The organism is Nocardia sp. NPDC004123 (assembly GCF_053603795.1).
The window spans coordinates 65,159-83,643 of the sequence record NZ_JBSGGG010000026.1; the positions used below are offsets into that span (position 1 = coordinate 65,159).

Annotated in this window: 19 protein-coding genes; 10 read left to right on the plus strand and 9 right to left on the minus strand. The window is 68.7% G+C overall.

The window, feature by feature from the left end; genetic code table 11:
* Positions 1–25: 25 nt before the first annotated feature.
* From ACWEQQ_RS33070 to ACWEQQ_RS33080, 3 genes are all read right to left on the minus strand, one after another.
* Positions 26–877, minus strand: coding sequence for a polyphosphate kinase 2 family protein (locus ACWEQQ_RS33070; RefSeq protein ID WP_452350995.1), 852 nt, complete (start codon positions 875–877; stop codon positions 26–28).
* Between the two features lie 68 nt (positions 878–945).
* The gene (locus ACWEQQ_RS33075) at positions 946–1,653 is read right to left on the minus strand and encodes an ESX secretion-associated protein EspG (protein WP_452342015.1); all 708 of its coding nucleotides are present in this window, start codon (positions 1,651–1,653) and stop codon (positions 946–948) included.
* Positions 1,650–2,408 (minus strand): TetR/AcrR family transcriptional regulator, encoded by a 759-nt coding sequence (locus tag ACWEQQ_RS33080; protein WP_452350996.1) that lies wholly within the window; start codon positions 2,406–2,408, stop codon positions 1,650–1,652. Before ACWEQQ_RS33080 ends, ACWEQQ_RS33075 begins: the two co-directional genes overlap by 4 nt.
* 83 nt (positions 2,409–2,491) lie before the next feature.
* On the opposite strand from ACWEQQ_RS33080, the gene ACWEQQ_RS33085 reads away from it, so the two are divergent.
* Positions 2,492–3,448: a hypothetical protein gene (locus tag ACWEQQ_RS33085; RefSeq protein WP_452350997.1), complete on the plus strand. Its 957-nt coding sequence runs from the start codon at positions 2,492–2,494 to the stop codon at positions 3,446–3,448.
* 59 nt (positions 3,449–3,507) lie between these two features.
* Here ACWEQQ_RS33085 and ACWEQQ_RS33090 read toward each other — a convergent pair whose 3' ends face one another.
* The 3 genes from ACWEQQ_RS33090 to ACWEQQ_RS33100 all read right to left on the minus strand — a co-directional run bounded on the left by ACWEQQ_RS33090 (position 3,508) and on the right by ACWEQQ_RS33100 (position 7,060).
* Entirely contained in the window at positions 3,508–4,749 is a 1,242-nt protein-coding gene (locus tag ACWEQQ_RS33090) for a saccharopine dehydrogenase family protein (protein ID WP_364620297.1), read from the minus strand.
* A 25-nt stretch (positions 4,750–4,774) separates the two neighbouring features.
* A complete protein-coding gene (locus ACWEQQ_RS33095) occupies positions 4,775–6,208 on the minus strand; it encodes an ABC1 kinase family protein (RefSeq protein ID WP_452350998.1) in 1,434 nt (477 codons plus the stop codon).
* A gap of 111 nt (positions 6,209–6,319) precedes the next feature.
* On the minus strand, positions 6,320–7,060 hold the full coding sequence (locus ACWEQQ_RS33100) for a TetR/AcrR family transcriptional regulator (protein ID WP_379389195.1): 741 nt from the start codon (positions 7,058–7,060) through the stop codon (positions 6,320–6,322).
* Between the two features lie 186 nt (positions 7,061–7,246).
* On the opposite strand from ACWEQQ_RS33100, the gene ACWEQQ_RS33105 reads away from it, so the two are divergent.
* The 6 genes from ACWEQQ_RS33105 to ACWEQQ_RS33130 all read left to right on the plus strand — a co-directional run bounded on the left by ACWEQQ_RS33105 (position 7,247) and on the right by ACWEQQ_RS33130 (position 12,714).
* Positions 7,247–8,542, plus strand: coding sequence for a DUF445 domain-containing protein (locus ACWEQQ_RS33105; RefSeq protein WP_452342078.1), 1,296 nt, complete (start codon positions 7,247–7,249; stop codon positions 8,540–8,542).
* 135 nt (positions 8,543–8,677) lie between these two features.
* Positions 8,678–9,214, plus strand: a complete 537-nt coding sequence (locus ACWEQQ_RS33110) for a helix-turn-helix domain-containing protein (protein WP_452342009.1) — start codon at positions 8,678–8,680, stop codon at positions 9,212–9,214.
* A complete protein-coding gene (locus tag ACWEQQ_RS33115; protein ID WP_452342008.1) occupies positions 9,211–9,879 on the plus strand; it encodes a heparin-binding hemagglutinin in 669 nt (222 codons plus the stop codon). The genes ACWEQQ_RS33110 and ACWEQQ_RS33115 overlap by 4 nt, the downstream gene beginning before the upstream one ends.
* Positions 9,880–10,071: 192 nt before the next feature.
* On the plus strand, positions 10,072–10,356 hold the full coding sequence (locus tag ACWEQQ_RS33120) for a DUF2516 family protein (RefSeq protein WP_379399588.1): 285 nt from the start codon (positions 10,072–10,074) through the stop codon (positions 10,354–10,356).
* A gap of 182 nt (positions 10,357–10,538) precedes the next feature.
* Entirely contained in the window at positions 10,539–11,561 is a 1,023-nt protein-coding gene (locus tag ACWEQQ_RS33125) for an alpha/beta fold hydrolase (protein WP_452350999.1), read from the plus strand.
* A 148-nt stretch (positions 11,562–11,709) separates the two neighbouring features.
* Positions 11,710–12,714: an alpha/beta fold hydrolase gene (locus ACWEQQ_RS33130; RefSeq protein WP_452342006.1), complete on the plus strand. Its 1,005-nt coding sequence runs from the start codon at positions 11,710–11,712 to the stop codon at positions 12,712–12,714.
* A 59-nt stretch (positions 12,715–12,773) separates the two neighbouring features.
* Here the strand turns inward: ACWEQQ_RS33130 and purU are convergent, their stop codons facing one another.
* Both purU and ACWEQQ_RS33140 read right to left on the minus strand, forming a co-directional pair.
* Positions 12,774–13,655, minus strand: coding sequence for a formyltetrahydrofolate deformylase (gene purU / locus ACWEQQ_RS33135; RefSeq protein ID WP_452342005.1), 882 nt, complete (start codon positions 13,653–13,655; stop codon positions 12,774–12,776).
* Positions 13,656–13,737: 82 nt separating this feature from the next.
* Positions 13,738–14,286 (minus strand): GNAT family N-acetyltransferase, encoded by a 549-nt coding sequence (locus ACWEQQ_RS33140; RefSeq protein WP_452342004.1) that lies wholly within the window; start codon positions 14,284–14,286, stop codon positions 13,738–13,740.
* A gap of 72 nt (positions 14,287–14,358) precedes the next feature.
* Between ACWEQQ_RS33140 and deoC the strand changes: the two genes are divergently transcribed.
* A complete protein-coding gene (gene deoC, locus ACWEQQ_RS33145; protein WP_452351000.1) occupies positions 14,359–15,018 on the plus strand; it encodes a deoxyribose-phosphate aldolase in 660 nt (219 codons plus the stop codon).
* Here deoC and ACWEQQ_RS33150 read toward each other — a convergent pair.
* Positions 15,015–16,175 carry an LmeA family phospholipid-binding protein gene (locus tag ACWEQQ_RS33150; protein ID WP_452351001.1) on the minus strand — a complete coding sequence of 387 codons (1,161 nt, stop codon included), beginning with the start codon at positions 16,173–16,175 and terminating at the stop codon, positions 15,015–15,017. The genes deoC and ACWEQQ_RS33150 overlap by 4 nt on opposite strands.
* A gap of 112 nt (positions 16,176–16,287) precedes the next feature.
* Between ACWEQQ_RS33150 and ACWEQQ_RS33155 the strand changes: the two genes are divergently transcribed.
* Both ACWEQQ_RS33155 and ACWEQQ_RS33160 read left to right on the plus strand, forming a co-directional pair.
* The gene (locus ACWEQQ_RS33155; protein WP_452342001.1) at positions 16,288–16,905 is read left to right on the plus strand and encodes a hypothetical protein; all 618 of its coding nucleotides are present in this window, start codon (positions 16,288–16,290) and stop codon (positions 16,903–16,905) included.
* Between the two features lie 72 nt (positions 16,906–16,977).
* A complete protein-coding gene (locus tag ACWEQQ_RS33160; RefSeq protein ID WP_452351002.1) occupies positions 16,978–18,468 on the plus strand; it encodes a hypothetical protein in 1,491 nt (496 codons plus the stop codon).
* Positions 18,469–18,485 lie beyond the last annotated feature (17 nt).

Here is an 18,485-nt window from a genome sequence, read left to right on the forward strand (position 1 = left end):
GAGAATTCACCCGGTGGGGTGTGAATCACCCCTGGATGAGACGTTTTTTCTGTTCGGCGATATCGAACTCCGCGGGCGGCCAGTCCAGCTTCAGGCCCTGCAGGGCGTCGATGAGCAGTTCGGTGACGGCCAGCCGCGCGTACCACTTGGAATCGCAGGGCAGCACATACCAGGGCGCGTAGTCGGTATTGGTGCGATCCAGCACCGCCTGGTACGCCTCCTGGTACTGCGGCCAGTACGCGCGCTCGTCGATGTCGCCCGGGTTGAACTTCCAGTACTTGTCGGGCCGGTCCAGTCGCTGCATGAGCCGCTTCTTCTGTTCGTCCAGCGAGACGAACATGGCCACCTTCACCACGGTCGTGCCGTCGTCCACCAGCTTGCGCTCGAACTTGTTGATCTCGTCGTAGCGCTTGCCCCACACCTCCGGCGCGACCAGATCGTGCACCCGCACCACCAGCACGTCCTCATAGTGCGAGCGATCGAACACACCGAGCTGCCCGCCGCGCGGCAGCTTCTTGCGAATGCGCCACAGGTAGTGGTGCTTCTGTTCCTCCGGCGTCGGCACCCCGAAGGCCGCGTGGTCCACGCCCTGCGGGTCCACCGAACCGATCACGTGCCGGACGATGCCGCCCTTGCCCGCGGTGTCCATGCCCTGCAGCACCAGCAGCACGCTGCGGGTGTCACCGGAACGGCCATTGGCATAGAGCTTTTCCTGCAGATCCGACAACACCGCGCGGCGTTCCTCGAGCAGGGCCTCGCCGGCGCGCTTGTCGCCCTTGAAACCCGGAGTCGTGGATGTATTCAGATCGTTCACCCTGACGCCATCGGCGCGTAGTGCCTTGGTGACCGGTTTCGACCAGGATGTCGCCTTCGCCATTCCTCATGCCTAGCACGGGGGCGTGGTTTCCCGCAGGCAACCGCGCCGAACCCGTCCGGTGCCCGCACTCACACCCGGGCCAGCTGCACCAGGTGCGCGGCCAATTCCTCATCGGTGACCGGGGCCAGGGTGAGGTCGGCGGCCGTGGTCAGCAGATAGCGGCCGTCGCCGGAGAAGTCCAGCCAGGTGCGATGCCGGGTCGGCGGCGACAGCGGATTCGCCGGTTCGACGGTGACGGTGATGAATCCGCGCCCGTCCACCGGTTCCCGCAGTTTGCGGCGGAAGCGGTCGGCCTCCGCGCCGGTGCCGGCGGCGTCGGGATACAGCACCGCCTGCTGCGGTTCGCGCAGCGGCTCCAGCCGTCCCGGCGGCGCCGACCCGATGACCTCCACCAGTTCCCGCCCCAATTGCTCAGCCGGACACAGCGATACCGTCACCGCGTCCGGCAGCGAGACCAGAATGCCCACCCGCTGCTGTGCCACCGCCGCGAAGGCGAGAATACGGCGGGCCTCCGGGCCGGCGGTGCGCTCGCCGTACAGGGTGACGGTGGTGGTGTCGGTGCGGGCGCACAGGGTCAGTGCTGCGGCCAGGTCGGGATCGGTGCGGCGCAGGAAGCGCGCCGGCGCTGCGCCCGGGGTGATCGGCCCGAATTGCGATGCGTCGTCGGGATTCTCGGGTGTCGCCGGAGTCGTGTCGAGCGGATAGGGACGGCGTTCCAGATCGGTTTCGCGGGTCCAGATCATCGCGAACTCGTCCGGGGTCAGGATCCATTTCACGTGGCCGACCCCCCTTTCTTGGGTACCACCTCCGTCCCGTCCGCGACCCTACCGGAGAGATTCTGCGGGTGCTGCCTGTCACCGGCACGCGCAATCTGTGACCTGCCGCACTCATTCGGCGGGTTGCTATCGCCGGTGGCGTAATCGGCGAGTCCCGCTACCGCCGTGTCGAATCCGTCGGTCGCCGCTCGGATCACGGTGGCGCGCACCGTCTCCGGGTCCGCACCCGCCAGCGTGGCGCGGCGGATCTCCGCGTGCAGCGCGCGATCCAGGCCCGCGAGGGCGGCCGCGACGAGCCGCGCGGTGGGGTCGTCCGGGCCGGTGCCGGTGGCCTCGGCGAGCGCCTCGGCCAGCGCGGTCTCGGTCTGCTCGCCGAGCCGGCGCAATCGGGCCTGCAGGGCGGAACTGTCGTCGATCAGGCGCCAGAAGGTGGTGGCGCCGGGGGAGAGGCCGAGGGTGGGATCGTCGCGCCGCACCCGGTCGAGGAAGGCGCGCCGCACGGCCGCGGCCGCCGACTCGCCCGGCGCCCGGTCGCGCACCGCGGTGGCGAGCCGGTTCGCGACCTCGTCCTGACGGTCGAAGAACAGGTCTTCTTTGGTCGGGAAGTAGTTGAACGCCGTGTTGACCGAGACGTTCGCGGCGCGCGCCACCTCGGCGACGGTCACCTTGTCGAAGCCCTTCTCCACGAACAACGCCATGGCGGCGTCGGCCAGCGCGGTCCGGGTGGCGCGCTTCTTCTCCTCGCGCAGTGCCAACGACCTCTCCTTCCTGTCGCTGAGCAGTATAGGTGTGACACTAAAATTGGTGTGACACCAAAATTCGAGATATGGTCGGACCCATGACGCTCAGATTCGGCATCTATGCCGGCGGACTCGCCGGCGATCAGTTCGGCAATGTCACGCCCGGCCCACCGGAAGAGGCCGACCGCATCACGGCGGCCCTGGACGAACTGCACGGCGAGCATCCATTCGTGGTGCGCGGCTACGTCCTCTACAGCGACGCGCGCGGTGGATTCCAGGAGGCACCGCCGCGGCCCTGGCAGTACGCCACGGCGCACCGGAAACTCGATCTGGTGGTGTGCTTCCACGAACCCGGCGACGACCTCACCGGCTGGCTCGCGTTCCTGCGCAAGCAGATTCGCGACTACGGACCGGCGCTCTGCTCACTGCAGATCGCGGAGGAGCCCAACCATGCCGGACCCGGCGGCAACGGCGGCTACCCGCAGGTCCGGCAGGCCATCATCGAGGGGGTGCGCGCCGCCCGCGCGGAGGTGGACCGGCTCGGGCTCGCGGTCCGCATCGGCTGCAACTCGACACCGATCTTCGATCCGGCACAGGAGTTCTGGACCGATCTGGGCCGCCGGGGCGGGCGCGAATTCGCCGCCGCGCTCGACTATGTCGGCCTGGATTTCTTCCCCGACGTCTTCCGCCCGATCGCCGCAGAGAGCCTGGAAGCCGCCATCACCGCGGTGGTGACCGCCTTCCGCCGCGAAAGCCTGGCTGCTGCGGGCATTCCGGCCACCACCCCCATCCACATCACCGAAAACGGCTGGGCCACCGGGCCGGATCGGTCCTATGCGCGGCAGGCCGAGATGCTCGGGACCGTGGTGCGCCTCGTCGACGGCCTGGCCGGCGAGCTCAACATCACCACCTACGAGCACTTCGGCCTGCGCGACTCCTACAGCGATCAGGGTGATATGAACCTCGAATTCGGGCTCCTGCGTTCGGATTACACGCCGAAGCCCGCCTTCGATCGCTACCGCGAGCTCATCGCGGAATACAGCACTCCGGCGTGACCGCCGCGGCGCGCCGGACGTGATCGCTGCCGCGCGCCGGACGTGATCGCCGCGGCGCGTCAGACGGGCGCGACCTCGATGGTGATGCCCGCCGCGCGCAACCGCTCGGTCAGTGCGTCACCCATGGCCGAGGCCGGGGTGAGAATGCCCGCCAGCTCCGGCAGGCTGTCGAAGGCCAGGCACAGACCGGACTGGCCCAGCATGACCGAGGTGGCCTGATAGCCCGGATCGCCCTTGCCGGCGAAGGTGCACTCGTACTTCGCGCCCGAGGTGGTGTGTGCGAAGGTGCGCATGGTGAACCAGCCGCTGCGCCGGGCCTGCTCGCTCGGCCCGGTGCCCGGCTTGGGCACGATGCGGTCGATCAGCTTGCGGCCCACGGCCACTCGCGAGAGCACCGCGCCCGCCGCCATGGTGGCCACGATCCCGCCCGCGATGCCCGCGGCGACCAGCGGCGCGGTGGCCGAGGAGCCCGCGCTCATGACCTCCCGGTAGCGGAAGTTCTTGCCGTACGGCCAGCCCAGCAGGCCATTGGAGCGGCGCACGATCTTGGTGTTGTGCGCGCCCATGACGAAGGTCGCCACCCAGCCGTCCAGGCTCGGATCGATGGCCGAGGCCCGCGAGAGCGCCTGATCGCTCTGGCGGCCGACATCGGGCTCCATGGCCTTGTCGGGGCTCAGCGAGTACGGGTGCGACATCACCGACGCCTTGCTCGGATCCTCCGCGATGGCCTCCATCATGGCCCGCCCGGAATCGATGGTGCCGCCGCTGGCCCCGCCCTTGAGCCAGGCCACCAGGGTGACGTCGGTGAGCTCGCCGGCGTTGTCCGCGACACTGCGCTTGTACAGCTGATACACGCTCAGATCCGACGGAATCGAGTCGTAGCCACAGGAATTCACGATCTTCGCGCCGGTCTCGGCGGCCCGCTCGCCGAAGCGGTCGATGCACTCCCGGATGAACAGCGGCTCACCGGTGAGATCGGCGTAGTGCGTGCCCTTCTCGGCACACGCCTGCACCAGCGGCAACCCGTAGCGCAGGTACGGGCCCACGGTGGTGACCACCACCGAGGTGCGTGCCGCCAGCGCGTCCAGGCTGGCCTGATCGGTGGAATCCGCCTGCACCAGCGGCCATTCCGCCGCCGCGGCCCCGAGTTCCGTGCGTACGGCGGCCAGCTTCTCCGGCGACCGCCCGGCCAGTGCGATGCGCGCACCGGCCGGTGCCGCCTCGGCGAGATACTGCGCGGTCAGCTTGCCCACGAAGCCGGTCGCCCCGAATAGGACGATGTCGAATTCCCTGTTGGCCATGGCTCTCTTTCCCGTCGGTGAGGTTTCACGCCTTGGCGGCGCGCTTACGGGTCTTCTTGGTCGTCCCCCCGGTGGTCGGCGCCGGAGCCGGGCGGCTCGCCAGCCAGTTGTGATGGGCGCGGCCGAGTTCGGTGACCGGCTCGTCCCCGTAGAGCCACTCGCGCGCGATGCGATGCCAATTGCCGGTCGCCTCCAGCTGCCCCAGCATGCCGAAGGTGAGGAAGTCGGCCCGCCGGGAGAACAGGTGCTCGGGCGGCAGATTCTGCTGCTTCATCCCGGTGAACTCGCTGGCCCGCGGATCCACCGCCAGAACGAAAGCGCCGGAGGCCAATTCGGGAGTGATGGTGAGGTCCTCGTCCACCAGCGCCCATTCACAGGCCGCCAGCACGTATTCCAGGCACTCCTCGGGCGTGATCTCCTCCGGCGAATCGATGACCCCGCGCTCGACCATGAGATCGCGCAGATCCTCGGCCCGCTCCTCGGCCGCGGCGCGAATGCAGATGGCCTCGAACTGCACGTGCTCGGGATCCATCCGGTTGAAGAGCCCGAAGTCCAGGAACGCCACCCGGCCGTCCGGGCCCAGCAGCAGATTGCCCGGATGCGGGTCGCCGCAGAACTCGTTGAAGGTGAACAGCGAGCCCACGTAGAAGCGGTAGATGATCTCGCCGATCCGATTGCGTTCCGCCGCGGGCAGTTCCCGGATCTCGTCGAAGCCGCGGCCCGGGAAGTACTCGCTCACCAGCACGCGGGTAGTGGACAGTTCCGGGTAGGTGGTCGGCACCACGATGAACGGGTGCCCGGCGAACAACTCCGAAATCTGTTTCTGGGTAGTGGCTTCCGCGACGTAGTCGAGTTCGCTCTCCAGATTCAGGCGCAGTTCGTCCAGCACGGCCGGGGTCACCCACGGCATGGCCGACTGCAGGATGCGCCGGAACATGGCCAGGTTCTTCAGATCCGCGCGCACCGCGACGTCGATCCCCGGGTACTGCACCTTCACCGCGACCTCGCGCCCGTCGTGCAGCGTCGCCTTGTAGACCTGCCCGATCGACGCCGCGGCCACGGGTTCCGGATCGAAATCGGCGAAAACGGCCTCCAACGGCTGCCCGAAGTCCTCCTCGATGACCGTCCGCATCACCTCGAACGACACCGTGGGCGCGCTGTCGCGCAGCACCGCCAGCCGGCGCTGGAACCGCTCCCGATGCTCCGGCGGCACCAGATCCAGGTCCAGCACGGACAGCATCTGCCCGAGCTTCATGGCCACACCCTTCATGGTGCCCAGCACCATGACCATCTGCTCGGTGGCCCGGATCATGGACTCCTCGGCCATCCGCGCCCGCACGGCCTCGGAGCGGCCACGCATGGATCGTCGAGTCTTCTGGGCGCGCAAGGCATTACCGGCGACGGCAATTCCCAGCTTCGTCCCCCGCGCAAGCCTGGATGTGGGCAGCTCTTTCGCCATCAGTGACCCTCCATGGGAGCCAACACCCCCGTTGGTGCCGACACGGCGGACACCCCGTGGTGTGGTCCGCCGGGTTCAGCCTAACCACACTGCGAACTCGAGTGCTAGCCGTCAGCTAGCACTGTTTTCGCGGTTTTCCGGGTCCGGCAGCACGTGCGGGCGCGCGTTGAAGTAGTGCCGGTCGCCGCCTGCGCGGACCATGCCCTCGATGGCGCTCCACGCCATCATCGTGAGGTAGTCGAGCATTTCCTCGCTGGACATGGTGCGGTTGGAGATCCACCAGTCGGTGGCCAGCTGCACGCCACCGACCAGCACGTAGGACCACAGCATCGCGCCTTCGGTCTGGATGCCGCGGTCGAAGGACTTGTCGATGATGACCGCCGAGACCACCTGCGCGAAGAGCTTCTCGAAATCGGCGAGGGTGGAGGTGTCGGTGGCCGAGCCGTTGCCCATGATGAACCGGTAGACATCGGTGTCCGAGTCGACCGTGTGCACATAGGCCGCCAAGGTATTGCGGACCAGCTGATACTCGTCGAGGTCGTCGCTGATGGCCTCGTAGATGCGCGGCATCAGCGTGGTCTCGATGAACCGCTCCATGGTGGCGCGGGTCAGGTCCTGCTTGTCCGAGAAATACCGGTAGAGCACGGTTTTCGAGACGCCGATCTCGGCGGCGATCTCATCCATGCCGGCATCGCCGCCGCGCTTGCGGATGGCGGCGAGGGTGCCGTCCACCAGCTCCTCGCGCCGGTCGATCTTGTGCTGTTGCCAGCGGCGTTTGCGGCCGTCGACACGACCACCGCGTGGACCGGTGGCCGCCTCCACGGCGGCACTCACGCTGCCTTTGGTGGTCACGCTGCGTTGGCTCCTTGTTCGCGTCCTGGGCCTGGGCCTATTCAGCTTAAGCCTCCCATGCTGTGGATCGTCGCCGATCGGGAAGGGCCCGGTGGCGGGGAGTTCGTCACACCACGCGCCAGAATGGACGATATGGAGCAACCTGCCGGCAGTGCCGGGGTACTCGACACGACCGAGCCGAAGCCGATGAAGACCACACTCAACGGCGGCGGAGCGTTCGCCGATCTCCTGGACGAAGAGGGCAAGAAGCGCGAACTGTGGCGCATGAAGGCCATTGCCACCGGCTTTCTCGCCGCGGCCACGATCATCTACATCGTCTGCGCCTGGCTGGGTTCGCGCGGCGCGGGCGGTGAGTGGGTCGGCTATGTGAAGGCCGCCTCCGAGGCCGGCATGGTCGGTGCGCTGGCCGACTGGTTCGCCGTCACCGCGCTGTTCCGGCATCCGCTGGGCCTGCCGATTCCGCACACCGCGATCATCCGCAAGAAGAAGGATCAGGTGGGCGCGGGACTCGGCGAATTCGTGCGCACCAATTTCCTGTCGCCGGATGCCGTCACCGTCAAGGTGAATTCCGCGCAGATCCCGCTCCGGCTCGGCCGCTGGATGGCCGAGCCGGAGCACGCGGAACGCATCTCCGACGAGAGCGCGACCATATTGCGCGCGGTCATCGGCGTGCTGCGCGACGAGGATGTCGAGCAGATCATCGACAACACCATCGTCAAGCGCATCGCCGAGCCGCTGTGGGGTCCGCCCATCGGCAAGGTGCTCAACGAGCTGATCGCGGACAACCGGCAGGCTCCGCTGCTGGACCTGCTGGCCGAGCGCGCGCACCAGTGGGCGCTGGACTCGCAGGAGACGCTGGACCGCATCGTGAACCGGGACGCGCCGTCCTGGGCCCCGAAATTCGTGAATTCGCTGCTGGCCGAGCGCATTTATCGGGAGCTGGTGGAATTCACCTGGAAGGTGCGCACCCAGCCCGATCACGAGGTGCGGCTGGCGGCGAATCGCTTCCTCGAGGATTTCGCCCACGATCTGCAATTCGACGACGCCATGATCGAAAAGGCGGAAAAGATCAAGACCGAGCTCATGGGCCGGCGCGAGGTCACCGGGATGGCGCAGGCCACCTGGCGAGCGGCCAAGCGCATGATCCTGGAGTCGGCCGACGATCCGAATTCCACGCTGCGCCGCAAGGTGGCCGACAATGTGCAGCAGCTGGGCGAGCGGCTCTCGACCGACGCCGCCATGCGTGACAAGGTGGACGGCTGGCTCGAGCGCGGCGTCCGGTACCTGGTCACGAACTACGGCACCGAGTTCGCGTCGCTGGTCAGCGACACCGTTGCCCGCTGGGACGCGGAGGAGGCCAGCCGCAAGATCGAATTGGCGGCGGGCAAGGATCTGCAATTCATTCGTATCAACGGCACGGTGATCGGCTCGCTGGCGGGCCTGGTCATCTATGCCGTCTCCCATTTGCTGTTCAATGTCTGAACATTTGACCAATAAGTGCCGCGGCGGAGCGCCGGCTGTTTGCCACGCGCCATTCGGTGAACTGCGCTAGCAGAGCGCTTGCAAGAGTTAGCACCCCGTCCTAGAATTGACCGCACAACCGCCGGAAGGTGAGTGATGAAGCACGATCCCGAGGTTCCCGAACCGATCGAGGGCGACAGCGCGGAGACGTCCGCCGCCGGAGATCGGACGGGTCGCGTAGCCAACGCGGCTCACGACATCGGGGGCTTCATCCGGGCGCAACGCGAGGCCGCCCAGGTCTCGCTGCGTCAGCTCGCACAGCTGGCGGGGGTGAGCAATCCGTACTTGAGTCAGATCGAGCGCGGGCTGCGCAACCCGTCCGCCGAGGTACTCGCCCAGATCGCGAAGGGTCTGCGGGTCTCCTCGGAGGTCTTGTACATGCGGGCCGGGTACCTCGAGCAGAGGCCGCACGGCCCTGTCCGGGATGCCCTGCTGGCCGATGCCGGCCTGACCGAACGTCAGAAGCAGGTCCTCCTGGACATCTATGAATCGTTCTGCCGGGAAAACCAGGCGAACGAGGACAGAGGGGACGCAACGGACCTGATGGGGGGCGTTCCCGGGGGAGACAGGGACAACGAGGTTCCGCACCGCACAACCGAAGTTCCGCCACGCCAGGAGAGCGAACCATCATGACCGAATCGAACCTGACCGCGACCGTGACCAAGCCGATCTACGCCACGGTCGGCGCGGGTGACGCCATCTACGCCGCCGTGCTCGACGCCGTCTCGCAGATCCGCGAGCGCGCCACCTCCGCCGACGTCCAGGGCCGCATCGACGAGGCCCGCGAGCGCGTCGCCAACCTCCCGGCCGACCTGCAGGAGCAGGCCGAGACCCTGCGCCAGCGCGTGCAGGCGCTGCCGTCCGAGCTGCCCGAGGACCTGGCCGAGCTGCGCGAGAAGGCCACCGCCGAGGAGCTGCGCAAGCTGGTCGACCAGTACTACCACCAGCTGCTGGACCTGTACGCCGACCTGGCCGCCCGCGGCGAGGAGACCGTCGAGAAGCTGCGCAGCAACCCGGCTTTCGAGGAGCGCTTCGAGCAGGTCGAGACCCGCTACAACGACCTGCGGTCGCAGACCCAGGACATCATCGGCAAGGTGACCGACCAGGTCGGCCCCTACATCGGGCTCGCCGGCAAGGAAGAGGCCGAGGCCGAGGAGACCGTCGACGCCGAGGTCGTGGACGTGACCACCGAGACCGCTCCGGTCGAGGACGACGCCCCGGTCAAGAAGGCCGCCGCCAAGAAGGCTCCGGCCAAGAAGGCTGCCCCCGCCAAGAAGGCTGCCCCCGCCAAGAAGTAGATCTCGCACTTCGCGAAAAAGCTTGTCGCCCTCGCACACTCACGTGTGCGAGGGCGGCCGCGTTTCGGGGGAACACGGTCGCCCTCCGAGAGATGCGGTGCCACCGGGCGGTGTGAGCATCGGAGTTCCGCAACCCGTGTCGTGGTGAGAAGCCCTGGTGGGCAGGGCTTCACCCGTATGATGGGTGAGGTGATGGGAATCCCCAGCTTGATCTTGACGGTGTTGCAGCTGTGTGCGCTCGGCATGACGGTGTTCGCGCTCGTGCACGCGATTCGCCAGCGCCCGGATGCCTTCACGGCCGTCGACAAGCTGACCAAGCCGGTGTGGATCGCGATTCTGCTGGCGTCGCTGGGCGCCCTGCTGCTGGCGCAGACCCCGGTGGGGATTCTGGGTATCGCGGCGATCGTGGCCACCGGCGTCTACCTCGCCGATGTCCGGCCCAAGGTGGATGAGATCCAGCGCGGGCCGCGCTGGTAACCCGCGTTCGAGACACTCGGCCGCCACTCCGGATCATCCGGGTGGCGGTCATTTTTTTCTCACATCAATGCGCTGGCCGGGGGTGAGGTGGGTTCCGGCTCGGGAACTTTTCGGGTGCTTGCACTAGCAAGCACGGGCCGGCCCGGGTTACTGTATCTAGCAGTAACACAAAGGAGTGTCCTATGCGGGCAATGCTGCCTCACCGGGCGAACCTCAGCCGGAAGGTCCGTGACCTGGTGCGCGCGCACCGGGCGGACCTGCGCACCCGGACCTACGGCAATGCGGATCTGAATCCGCCGGCCGGTCCCTACGAGGTCGTTCCGGTCACCGCCTCCGATGGTGCCCGGCTCCGGGTGCACGCCTACGGCCCGGCCGACGGCGATGTGATCGTGCTCGTGCACGGCTGGACCTGCTGCCTCGAATACTGGAACCCCCAGATCAACGCCTTCGCCGGCGAATACCGCGTCATCGCCTACGACGTGCGCGGCCACGGCGAGAGCGACGAGGGCACCGCCCCGCTCACCACCGGCCGGCTCGCGGACGATCTCGCCGATGTCCTGGACGCCGTGCTGAAGCCGGGCCGGCGCGCGGTACTGGTGGGGCACAGCCTGGGCGGCATGACGATTCAGGCCTGGGCGGGCCGGTATCCGCAGCGGGTGCGGCGGCAGCTGCTCGCGGTGCTGCTCACCAATACCGCGGCCGGCGACCTGATCGCCGAGACCACCGTGGTCCCGTTCTTCAATCGGGGTATCGCCAAGCTGCCGTTCCTGGTCGGCCTGCTCGGACTGAGCGCCCCGATTCTCTTCCCGCCGATCCTGCCGGTGACGTGGGTGTTCCGGCGGCAGATCATGAGCCTGGCCGCGGTCGGCGATGTCGCCGCCTTCGGCCTGAACATCGTGCGCTCGTGCCCGGCGCGGGTGCGCCGCCGGTTCGGGACCCTGCTGTCCTACCTGGATGTCGGGCGCGGAGCGGCCGAGCTGACCGTGCCGACCACCGTCATCGCCGGGTCGGCCGACGACATGACCCCGCCGGTGCACTCGGAGCGGATCGTCGAGATGCTCACCGCGACCGGCAACCTGGGCGGGTACCGGATCCTGCCGACCGGTCACCTGGGGAATGTGGAGGCGTACCGGGAGTTCAATGCCGAACTCGACCGGATCGCCAAGTCCGCGTTCGGAATCCCCGCGCGGGTGGTGGGCGCCTGAGGGGTGAGGGTCGCCCACCCCTGAGGTTCCTTAACGGAGACGGCAGTCACGACGAACATAGTTGTAGAGCAAGAAGATATATCCCTGCTTGCTATTGCAAGCACCTTGGTTAGCGCGCTACGGTGGTCTGGAACACAAAGGAGTGCTCATGCTGGTGAAACTGCCAGAGGCCGGTGTCGGCGCCGACGCGCTGACCGCGCCCTTCCGCTCCGGGCTGCGGTCCCGGAACTACCGGACCGCATCGCTCAATACCCCACGGCCCACCGAGGTCATCCCCGTCACCACGCGTGACGGCGCGAAGCTGCGCGTGCACGCCTACGGTCCGGCCGACGGTGAGGTCATCGTGCTGGCGCACGGCTGGTCCTGTGCCATCGAATACTGGAACCCGCAGATCAATGCCTTCGCCGGCGAATACCGCGTGGTCGCGTTCGATCAGCGCGGCCACGGCGAAAGCGAAAGCGGCAGGCGCACTTTCAGCGCCCATCAGCTCGCGGACGACCTCTCCGATGTACTCGACGCGGTGCTGCGCCCGGGCCGGCGGGCGGTGCTGGTCGGGCACAGCATGGGCGGCATGACCATTCAGGCGTGGGCCGACCGCTATCCGCACCAGGTCCAGCATCGGGCCTCGGCAGTGCTGCTGGCCACCACCGCCGCGCGTCAGATTCCCAACCGCGCCACCGTGATTCCGCTGCTCAATGATGTGATCCCGGGCCCGGACTGGCTGGCGCTGGCGCTGTTCGGCACGCCGGTGCCGCTGCCCGGCGGCCCCGCGGTCAACCTGATCGCCAAGCATCGGCTGATGACTCCGGCCGCCACCCGCGACCAGATCCTCTTCGGCACCTCGATCGTCCGTTCCTGCCGCCCGTCGGTGCGCGCGGCCGTGGCCCGGGGCCTGCTCGAACTCGATCTGCACGGTGCCGCAGCGCATTTGACGGTCCCGACCACGGTGATCGCGGGCTCGCACGATCGGCTGCTGCCGGAGGTGCATTCGCGCGAGATCGCCGACACCCTCGCCGCTGCCGGACATCTCGACCGGTACACCATTCTGCCCACCGGGCATCTGGTGAACATCGAGGCGGAGAAGGCGTTCAATGTGGAGCTGCACCGCGTGATCCGCCGGTCGCGCCGCGCCCCGGTCGCCGTCGCCGGCTGACCTCGGAGACGACAACGCCCGCCCTGGGAAAACCGGGGCGGGCGTTGGCTTTTCGGGTCCTATTCGAAGACGACGGTGCGGCGGCCGTGCACCAGCACCCGGCCCTCGAGATGCCAGCGCAGGCCGCGGGCCAGCACCACCCGCTCGATATCGCGGCCCTGGCGGACCATGTCGCGCACGGTGTCGGAGTGGTCGACGCGGGTGACGTCCTGCTCGATGATCGGGCCCGCGTCCAGCTCGGCGGTGACGTAGTGGCAGGTCGCGCCGATCAGCTTGACGCCGCGGGCGAAGGCCTGGTGGTAGGGGCGCGCGCCGACGAAGGACGGCAGGAAGCTGTGATGGATATTGATGGCCTTGCCCGCCCAGTGCTCGCACAGCTCCGACGGCAGCACCTGCATGAAACGGGCCAGCACCACGGCGTGCGGGTCGTGCGCGTCGACCAGGTCGCGCACCTGCTCGAAGGCCGGGCCGCGTTCGGCCGGGTCCTTGGGGAAGGGCACGTAGTGGAACTTGATGCCGTGCGCCTCGGTCATGCCGGCCAGGTCCGGGTGATTGCCGATGACGGCCTCGATGGTGGCGGGCAGCTCGCCGCTGGTGGCCCGGCCGAGCAGGTCGTGCAGGCAGTGGCCGTCCTTGGAGACCAGCAGCACCGCGCGGCGGCGTTCACCGGAGTCGTGCACCTGCCAGTCGGTCTCCGGGCCGAGGTCGGCGGCGACGGCGGTGAAGCGGCGGCGCAGCTCGTCCAGATCGAACGGCACGGTGGCGGCCTCGATCGCCTGCCGGGTGAAGAACCACCCGGTTTCCAGGTCGGAGTGATAGCCCGCCTCCACGATCGACCCGCCGAAATCGGCGATGAACGAGGTGATGCGGGCAATGATGCCGGGACGATCCGGGCAGCCCAGGGTGAGCACGTAACGACGGTCGTCCAGGGTGGAACTCATACCGGATATCCTCCCAGCAACCGCCGGGCACCGGATCGAAGGGGTGATTCAACGGCCCCGCTCACCGCAGGCCGGGCCGCGGTCACAGCATGTAGAAGGCGTCGGCGTAGCGGAATTCGCCCTTGATCTCGAGTTCGTAGGCAGTGAGCGGGCGGACCTGGAAGTGGGTGGCCCACTCCGGCTGGTCGGGGACGATGCCCAGCCGGCTGCCTGGGACGAAACCGAAGCGCGGGTAGTACTCGAGGCTGCCGAGCAGGCCCACCAGTGGTTCGTCGAGCGCGTCGGCGGCGCCGAGGGCCGCGTGCATGAGGGCCGAGCCGATGCCCTTGCCCTGATGGTCGGCGCGGACGCCGATCGGGCCCAGCGCCAGCACCGGGAACGGGCCGATGCCGGCCCGGGTGAGGCAGACGTGCCCGACGATCTGATCGTGGAACTCCGCCACCAGCGACAGGGTCGGGATCCAGGCGGATCCGTCGTCGCGGAGGAGATGGACCAGACCGACTTCGACGGGGTCGCCGATCGGCTCGGAAGAGGGGGTATCACCGTAGGCATCCGCGGAGCGACCGAAGGCGCTGCGGTGCACCGCGTCGATCGCGGCGGCATCGCCGGTACGTTCACGACGGATCAGCACGCCTACAAGTCTGCGCGACAACGGTGGCGGCCCGCAACGAAATTCGCCGGGCGTGTGCCAAACTCGGTGCTCATGGCACAGATTTCCCGTCGTGACGTGGCGGCGATGATCGATCACACCCTGCTGTCGCCCGATGCCACACCCGCCGAGGTGGCCGCGCTGGTGGACGAAGCGCGCGAACTTGGCGTGTTCGCTATCTGCGTGTCGCCGTCCATGCTGCCGGTGCGTGCGCCGGGTCTGGTGGTGGCCACGGTCGCGGGTTTCCCTTCCGGCAAACATCATTCGCTGGTGAAGGGGGCCGAGGCGCGGCTGGCGGTGGACCAGGGCGCGGCCGAGGTGGACATGGTCATCGACGTCGGCGCGGCGCGGGCCGGTGATTACAACGCGGTGCTGGCGGATATCGTCACGGTGCGCGAGGCGATCGGGGATCGGGCGCTGCTGAAGGTGATCATCGAATCCGCCGCGCTCACCGACGAAGCCATTACCGAGGTGTGCCGGACCGCCGAGCGGGCGGGCGCGGATTTCGTGAAGACCTCCACCGGATTCCATCCCGCGGGCGGTGCGAGCGCGCATGCCGTGCGGTTGATGGCGCAGACCGTCGGCGGGCGACTCGGGGTGAAGGCCAGCGGCGGTATCCGGAGCGCGGCGCAGGCGGCGGAACTGATCGCCGCCGGCGCCACGCGGCTGGGACTGTCGCGGTCTCGGGAAGTGCTGGAAGGGTTTCCGGACTAGCAGTCGATCGGTTGCTGCTGCTGGTTCGGATCGGCCTTCAGCTCGGTGTGCCCGCCCTGCAGCGCGACGTGCAGGCCGTCCTTGGTGACCTCGACCTTGGTGGGCTGCAGGCCCAGCGGGTAGCTCTGCAGGCTCTGCGTCATGAGATCCACGATGCCCGAGACCAGATCGGTGGGCAGGCCGAAGCCGAGCAGTGCGGCCTGCAGGGTGTCGACCTCGATCTTGTCGCCGACAATCTTTGGCTTGACCTGCAATTGGGCCAGGCCGCCCAGCACCGCGAAGCTCAGCGTGCCGGAGCCGGGATCGGCGGTGGTGCCGGAGACCAAGCCGCCCAGCGTCTTCGTGATGCCCTCGGTGCTCCAGGTGACATCGGCGGTGGAGCTGTCGACGGTGGCCTGCTTGCCGCCATCGGACATTTCGAGGTTCTTGAAGGTGGCGTGCACGACCATGCCCTGTGCCGGGCCGAACTTGGAGTCGTCGCTGTTCACCGTCACCGAGCCGACCTTGTGGTCGAACATGGTGAGCAGCAGCGGTTTCCAGCCGAACGACACATCGATCTTGGAGCCCATCTGCGCCTGGAACTGCGAGCTGATGCACTTCTCGACCTTGTTGCGGGCGTAGGCCTCACCGCCCGCCAGGCCGCCCGCCACCAGCAGCGTCGACACCAGGCCCACGATGAGCAGGGTCCGCTTGCGATTTCGTCGCTTGCCGGACGAGCCGCCCTGCCCGCCACCGCCGTTCATCGGGGGCGGCGGCGTGCCGGGCGGCAGCTGCGTGCCGCCGGGCTGCGGAATCGAACCGGAGGTGTCGGTGCCGGCCGGCAGCACCGTGGTCGGCGCGGTACCGGTCGAGTGGCCCGGACCGGTGGTGGCGCCGAGAGCGTAGGCCGCCTCGCCCGGGTGGAGGGCCTGGGTGGGCTGGGCGTCGAGGCCGGGGGTGGGCTGGGCGCCGTGCTGGGCGGTGGGGTCGTTCCACCAGTCGGTGGTGGCGCCCTGGCCGTTGAGCACCTGGGTGGGCGAGTCGTGCTCCGCACCCAGGATTTCGGTGGGCGTGCTGTCCGGCTTGCCGAATTCGACCGCCTGCGCGGCAGGGTTGTCCGGCTGCGCGACGGTGGCGTCGCGCTTGATCGCGTCGTCCGAGGTGGGTTCCGAATTCATGGAGGCGATTCTTCCCGAGCTTTCTGAGTGAGCTCTGTGCATCCTGTGAGGTGTCGGCTCACAGGCGTGGATTGTGACATAACGCACATGGGTGCCGCTTATCCTGAATGTCATGGCTGGGAACGCGGCACCGGAGCCCGATCCGGAGTACGGATGGCACGCGTTGCGGGAGCAGGCCGCGCGGCACGCGGGGTATTTCACCACCCGTCAGGTGCTGCGCACCGGATGTGAGGTCCGGATTCGCGACGGGTTGCGGGACGGCAGCATCGTGCGTTCGGGGGTCGGGTTGCTGCGGATGGCCGACTGGCCGGACGGGCCGCTCGACGAGTACGCCATGTGGTCGGCCTGGTTCGACGGGGCCGCGGCGGTCTCGCACCACAGCGCCGCCGAACTGCACGGGCTGGGACGGTTGCGGCCGCGATTCGTGCACCTGTCGGCGCGGGTCGGGCGGTTCCCGCTGTCGCCGCGGCTGGTGGTGCTGCGGCGCAGCTTCGCCCGCACGGATGTGGAGTCGGCGGGGGCCTTCCTGGTGACCACGCCGCTGCGGACCGTGCTGGATCTGGCCGAGGCCGGGATCGGGCAGGCCGCGCTGGACGAGGTGGTGGCCGACGCCGTCGCCATCCACCGCTGCGCCCGCGCCGAGATTCGTTCCGCCAGTACCGCTCTGGATCCGGCCACGGCGGCCCGGCTGCACCGGGCCCTGACCCGCGCCCAGGAGGACCCGCGTTAGGGGCCTACCGGGGTTTTCGCGGTGTGGTCGTCGAGTTTCGCGGCGGCTCATTTCATGGCAGGGTGACTGTTCATGGGGACGGTCGGTGCTGACGTGTGGGATCTGGTGTTTCCGCCGGGCCCGCCCGAGCGGATCGCGGACATGTTCTCGGCGGCCGTGGTCGCCGACGCGATCCGGCCCTACGACGCCGATCTGGCGCAGTCGGTGGAGACCTGCCGGGACTGGCGGCGCGGCTACCACCGGGTTTTCCGGGGCATGACGGCGCTGGCCATCGGCGCGCCGGAGGTTTCGATCGGTATGGCCGAGGCGGGGCTGGGCGCGGTGCGCCACATGCTGCGGTTCACAGTCGGGCGCACGGTGGCGGCGCTGGACACCGTCGATGTGGACGCCGAGGCCGGCGGGACGGTCCTGGAGACCGCCGAGGTCCCGGGCGAGGCCCCCGCGGTGGAACGCCTCGAGGTGCCGTGGCGCGGGCTGCTGCTGGCCGACGACGCGCTGCGGTTGCGCCTGGCCGAGTGGCAGACCCGCGGGATTCTGGAAGCCGACTTCGTGGCGGCGATCGAGCGGGTCGTCGATCATCCGGAATGGTTGCGGCTGCCCGGTTTCCGGGTGACGGTGACCGGTGCGGACGCCGAGATCGGCCCGTTGCGGCCGTTGCTGGGGTGGGGCGCGGACGTGCTCGCGGTGGATCGGCCGGGCCGGGTGCGATGGGAGCGGTTGCGGGCGGTCGCGAAGGCCGGGGCGGGGGTCATGCGGTTCCCGGTCGCGGACGGCGAACCCGGCGTGGACATCTCCCGGAGTTTTCCCGCTTTGGTCAGGTGGATCACCGCGCATAGTGACGCCCGGCCGGTGCTCGGGTTGTATGCCGGGCTGCCCGGGGCGGCCGGGGTCCGGCTCGCCGCCGCGTCCGACGTGCTCGCCGAAACCCTGCTGCGGCATCATTCCGATGCCGTACTGGCGCTGATCGGCTCGCCGACCGACACCTACGCCGTGCCCGCCTCCGTGGCGGCGGCGGCTCGGGATCGCTTGGCGGACCGCGGTATCCGTGGCAGCGCCCAGGATCTCCTGCATCGCGTGGCCCCACACTCGCTCTATCGCCTCAACTACACGCGCCCGATCTTCGACTCCGAGGGCGGGGCCTGGGGTCTGTTCGACAATCTGCCCGCCCTGGCCGGACCGGATTACGCCCTGGCCCAACGTCTTCCGCGCTGGCGAGCCGTCCTGGCCCGGGCGGCGGAGCACACCGTGTCCTTCACCGTCGCCCCGCCCGCCTGGACCCGCAGCGTCGCCCGCGAATACCCCTGGCGCACTATGGCATACCGTGCCGCCTCCCGTTTCGGCATCGAGGTCTTCGACCCCGCCACTGCCCGCACCCTGCTCGCCGCCAAGCTGGTGGCGGATCTGTTCGCGGACGACGAACCCCGAAATGCCAACCCGGAGGCCCTCTTCGCCGCCGGCGCGGCCCACGGCGGCCTCTGGCGGCAGCCCTTCGCCCCGCGCTCGTTGCTGGCCCCGGCGGCGATCTCCGGCACGATCCAGGAGCTGCGCCACAAGCTCCCCTGATCCGCGTGCGGCCGGCG

What these genes read in the sequence shown, in the direction of transcription:
- ACWEQQ_RS33070 (WP_452350995.1), bottom strand. Translation starts at nt 877, where the DNA reads ATGGCGAAGGCGACATCCTGGTCGAAACCGGTCACCAAGGCACTACGC.
- ACWEQQ_RS33085 (WP_452350997.1), top strand. Translation starts at nt 2,492, where the DNA reads ATGACGCTCAGATTCGGCATCTATGCCGGCGGACTCGCCGGCGATCAG.
- ACWEQQ_RS33090 (WP_364620297.1), bottom strand. Translation starts at nt 4,749, where the DNA reads ATGGCCAACAGGGAATTCGACATCGTCCTATTCGGGGCGACCGGCTTC.
- ACWEQQ_RS33095 (WP_452350998.1), bottom strand. Translation starts at nt 6,208, where the DNA reads ATGGCGAAAGAGCTGCCCACATCCAGGCTTGCGCGGGGGACGAAGCTG.
- ACWEQQ_RS33105 (WP_452342078.1), top strand. Translation starts at nt 7,247, where the DNA reads ATGAAGACCACACTCAACGGCGGCGGAGCGTTCGCCGATCTCCTGGAC.
- ACWEQQ_RS33110 (WP_452342009.1), top strand. Translation starts at nt 8,678, where the DNA reads ATGAAGCACGATCCCGAGGTTCCCGAACCGATCGAGGGCGACAGCGCG.
- ACWEQQ_RS33115 (WP_452342008.1), top strand. Translation starts at nt 9,211, where the DNA reads ATGACCGAATCGAACCTGACCGCGACCGTGACCAAGCCGATCTACGCC.
- ACWEQQ_RS33120 (WP_379399588.1), top strand. Translation starts at nt 10,072, where the DNA reads ATGGGAATCCCCAGCTTGATCTTGACGGTGTTGCAGCTGTGTGCGCTC.
- ACWEQQ_RS33125 (WP_452350999.1), top strand. Translation starts at nt 10,539, where the DNA reads ATGCGGGCAATGCTGCCTCACCGGGCGAACCTCAGCCGGAAGGTCCGT.
- ACWEQQ_RS33130 (WP_452342006.1), top strand. Translation starts at nt 11,710, where the DNA reads ATGCTGGTGAAACTGCCAGAGGCCGGTGTCGGCGCCGACGCGCTGACC.
- purU (WP_452342005.1), bottom strand. Translation starts at nt 13,655, where the DNA reads ATGAGTTCCACCCTGGACGACCGTCGTTACGTGCTCACCCTGGGCTGC.
- deoC (WP_452351000.1), top strand. Translation starts at nt 14,359, where the DNA reads ATGGCACAGATTTCCCGTCGTGACGTGGCGGCGATGATCGATCACACC.
- ACWEQQ_RS33150 (WP_452351001.1), bottom strand. Translation starts at nt 16,175, where the DNA reads ATGAATTCGGAACCCACCTCGGACGACGCGATCAAGCGCGACGCCACC.
- ACWEQQ_RS33155 (WP_452342001.1), top strand. Translation starts at nt 16,288, where the DNA reads ATGGCTGGGAACGCGGCACCGGAGCCCGATCCGGAGTACGGATGGCAC.
- ACWEQQ_RS33160 (WP_452351002.1), top strand. Translation starts at nt 16,978, where the DNA reads ATGGGGACGGTCGGTGCTGACGTGTGGGATCTGGTGTTTCCGCCGGGC.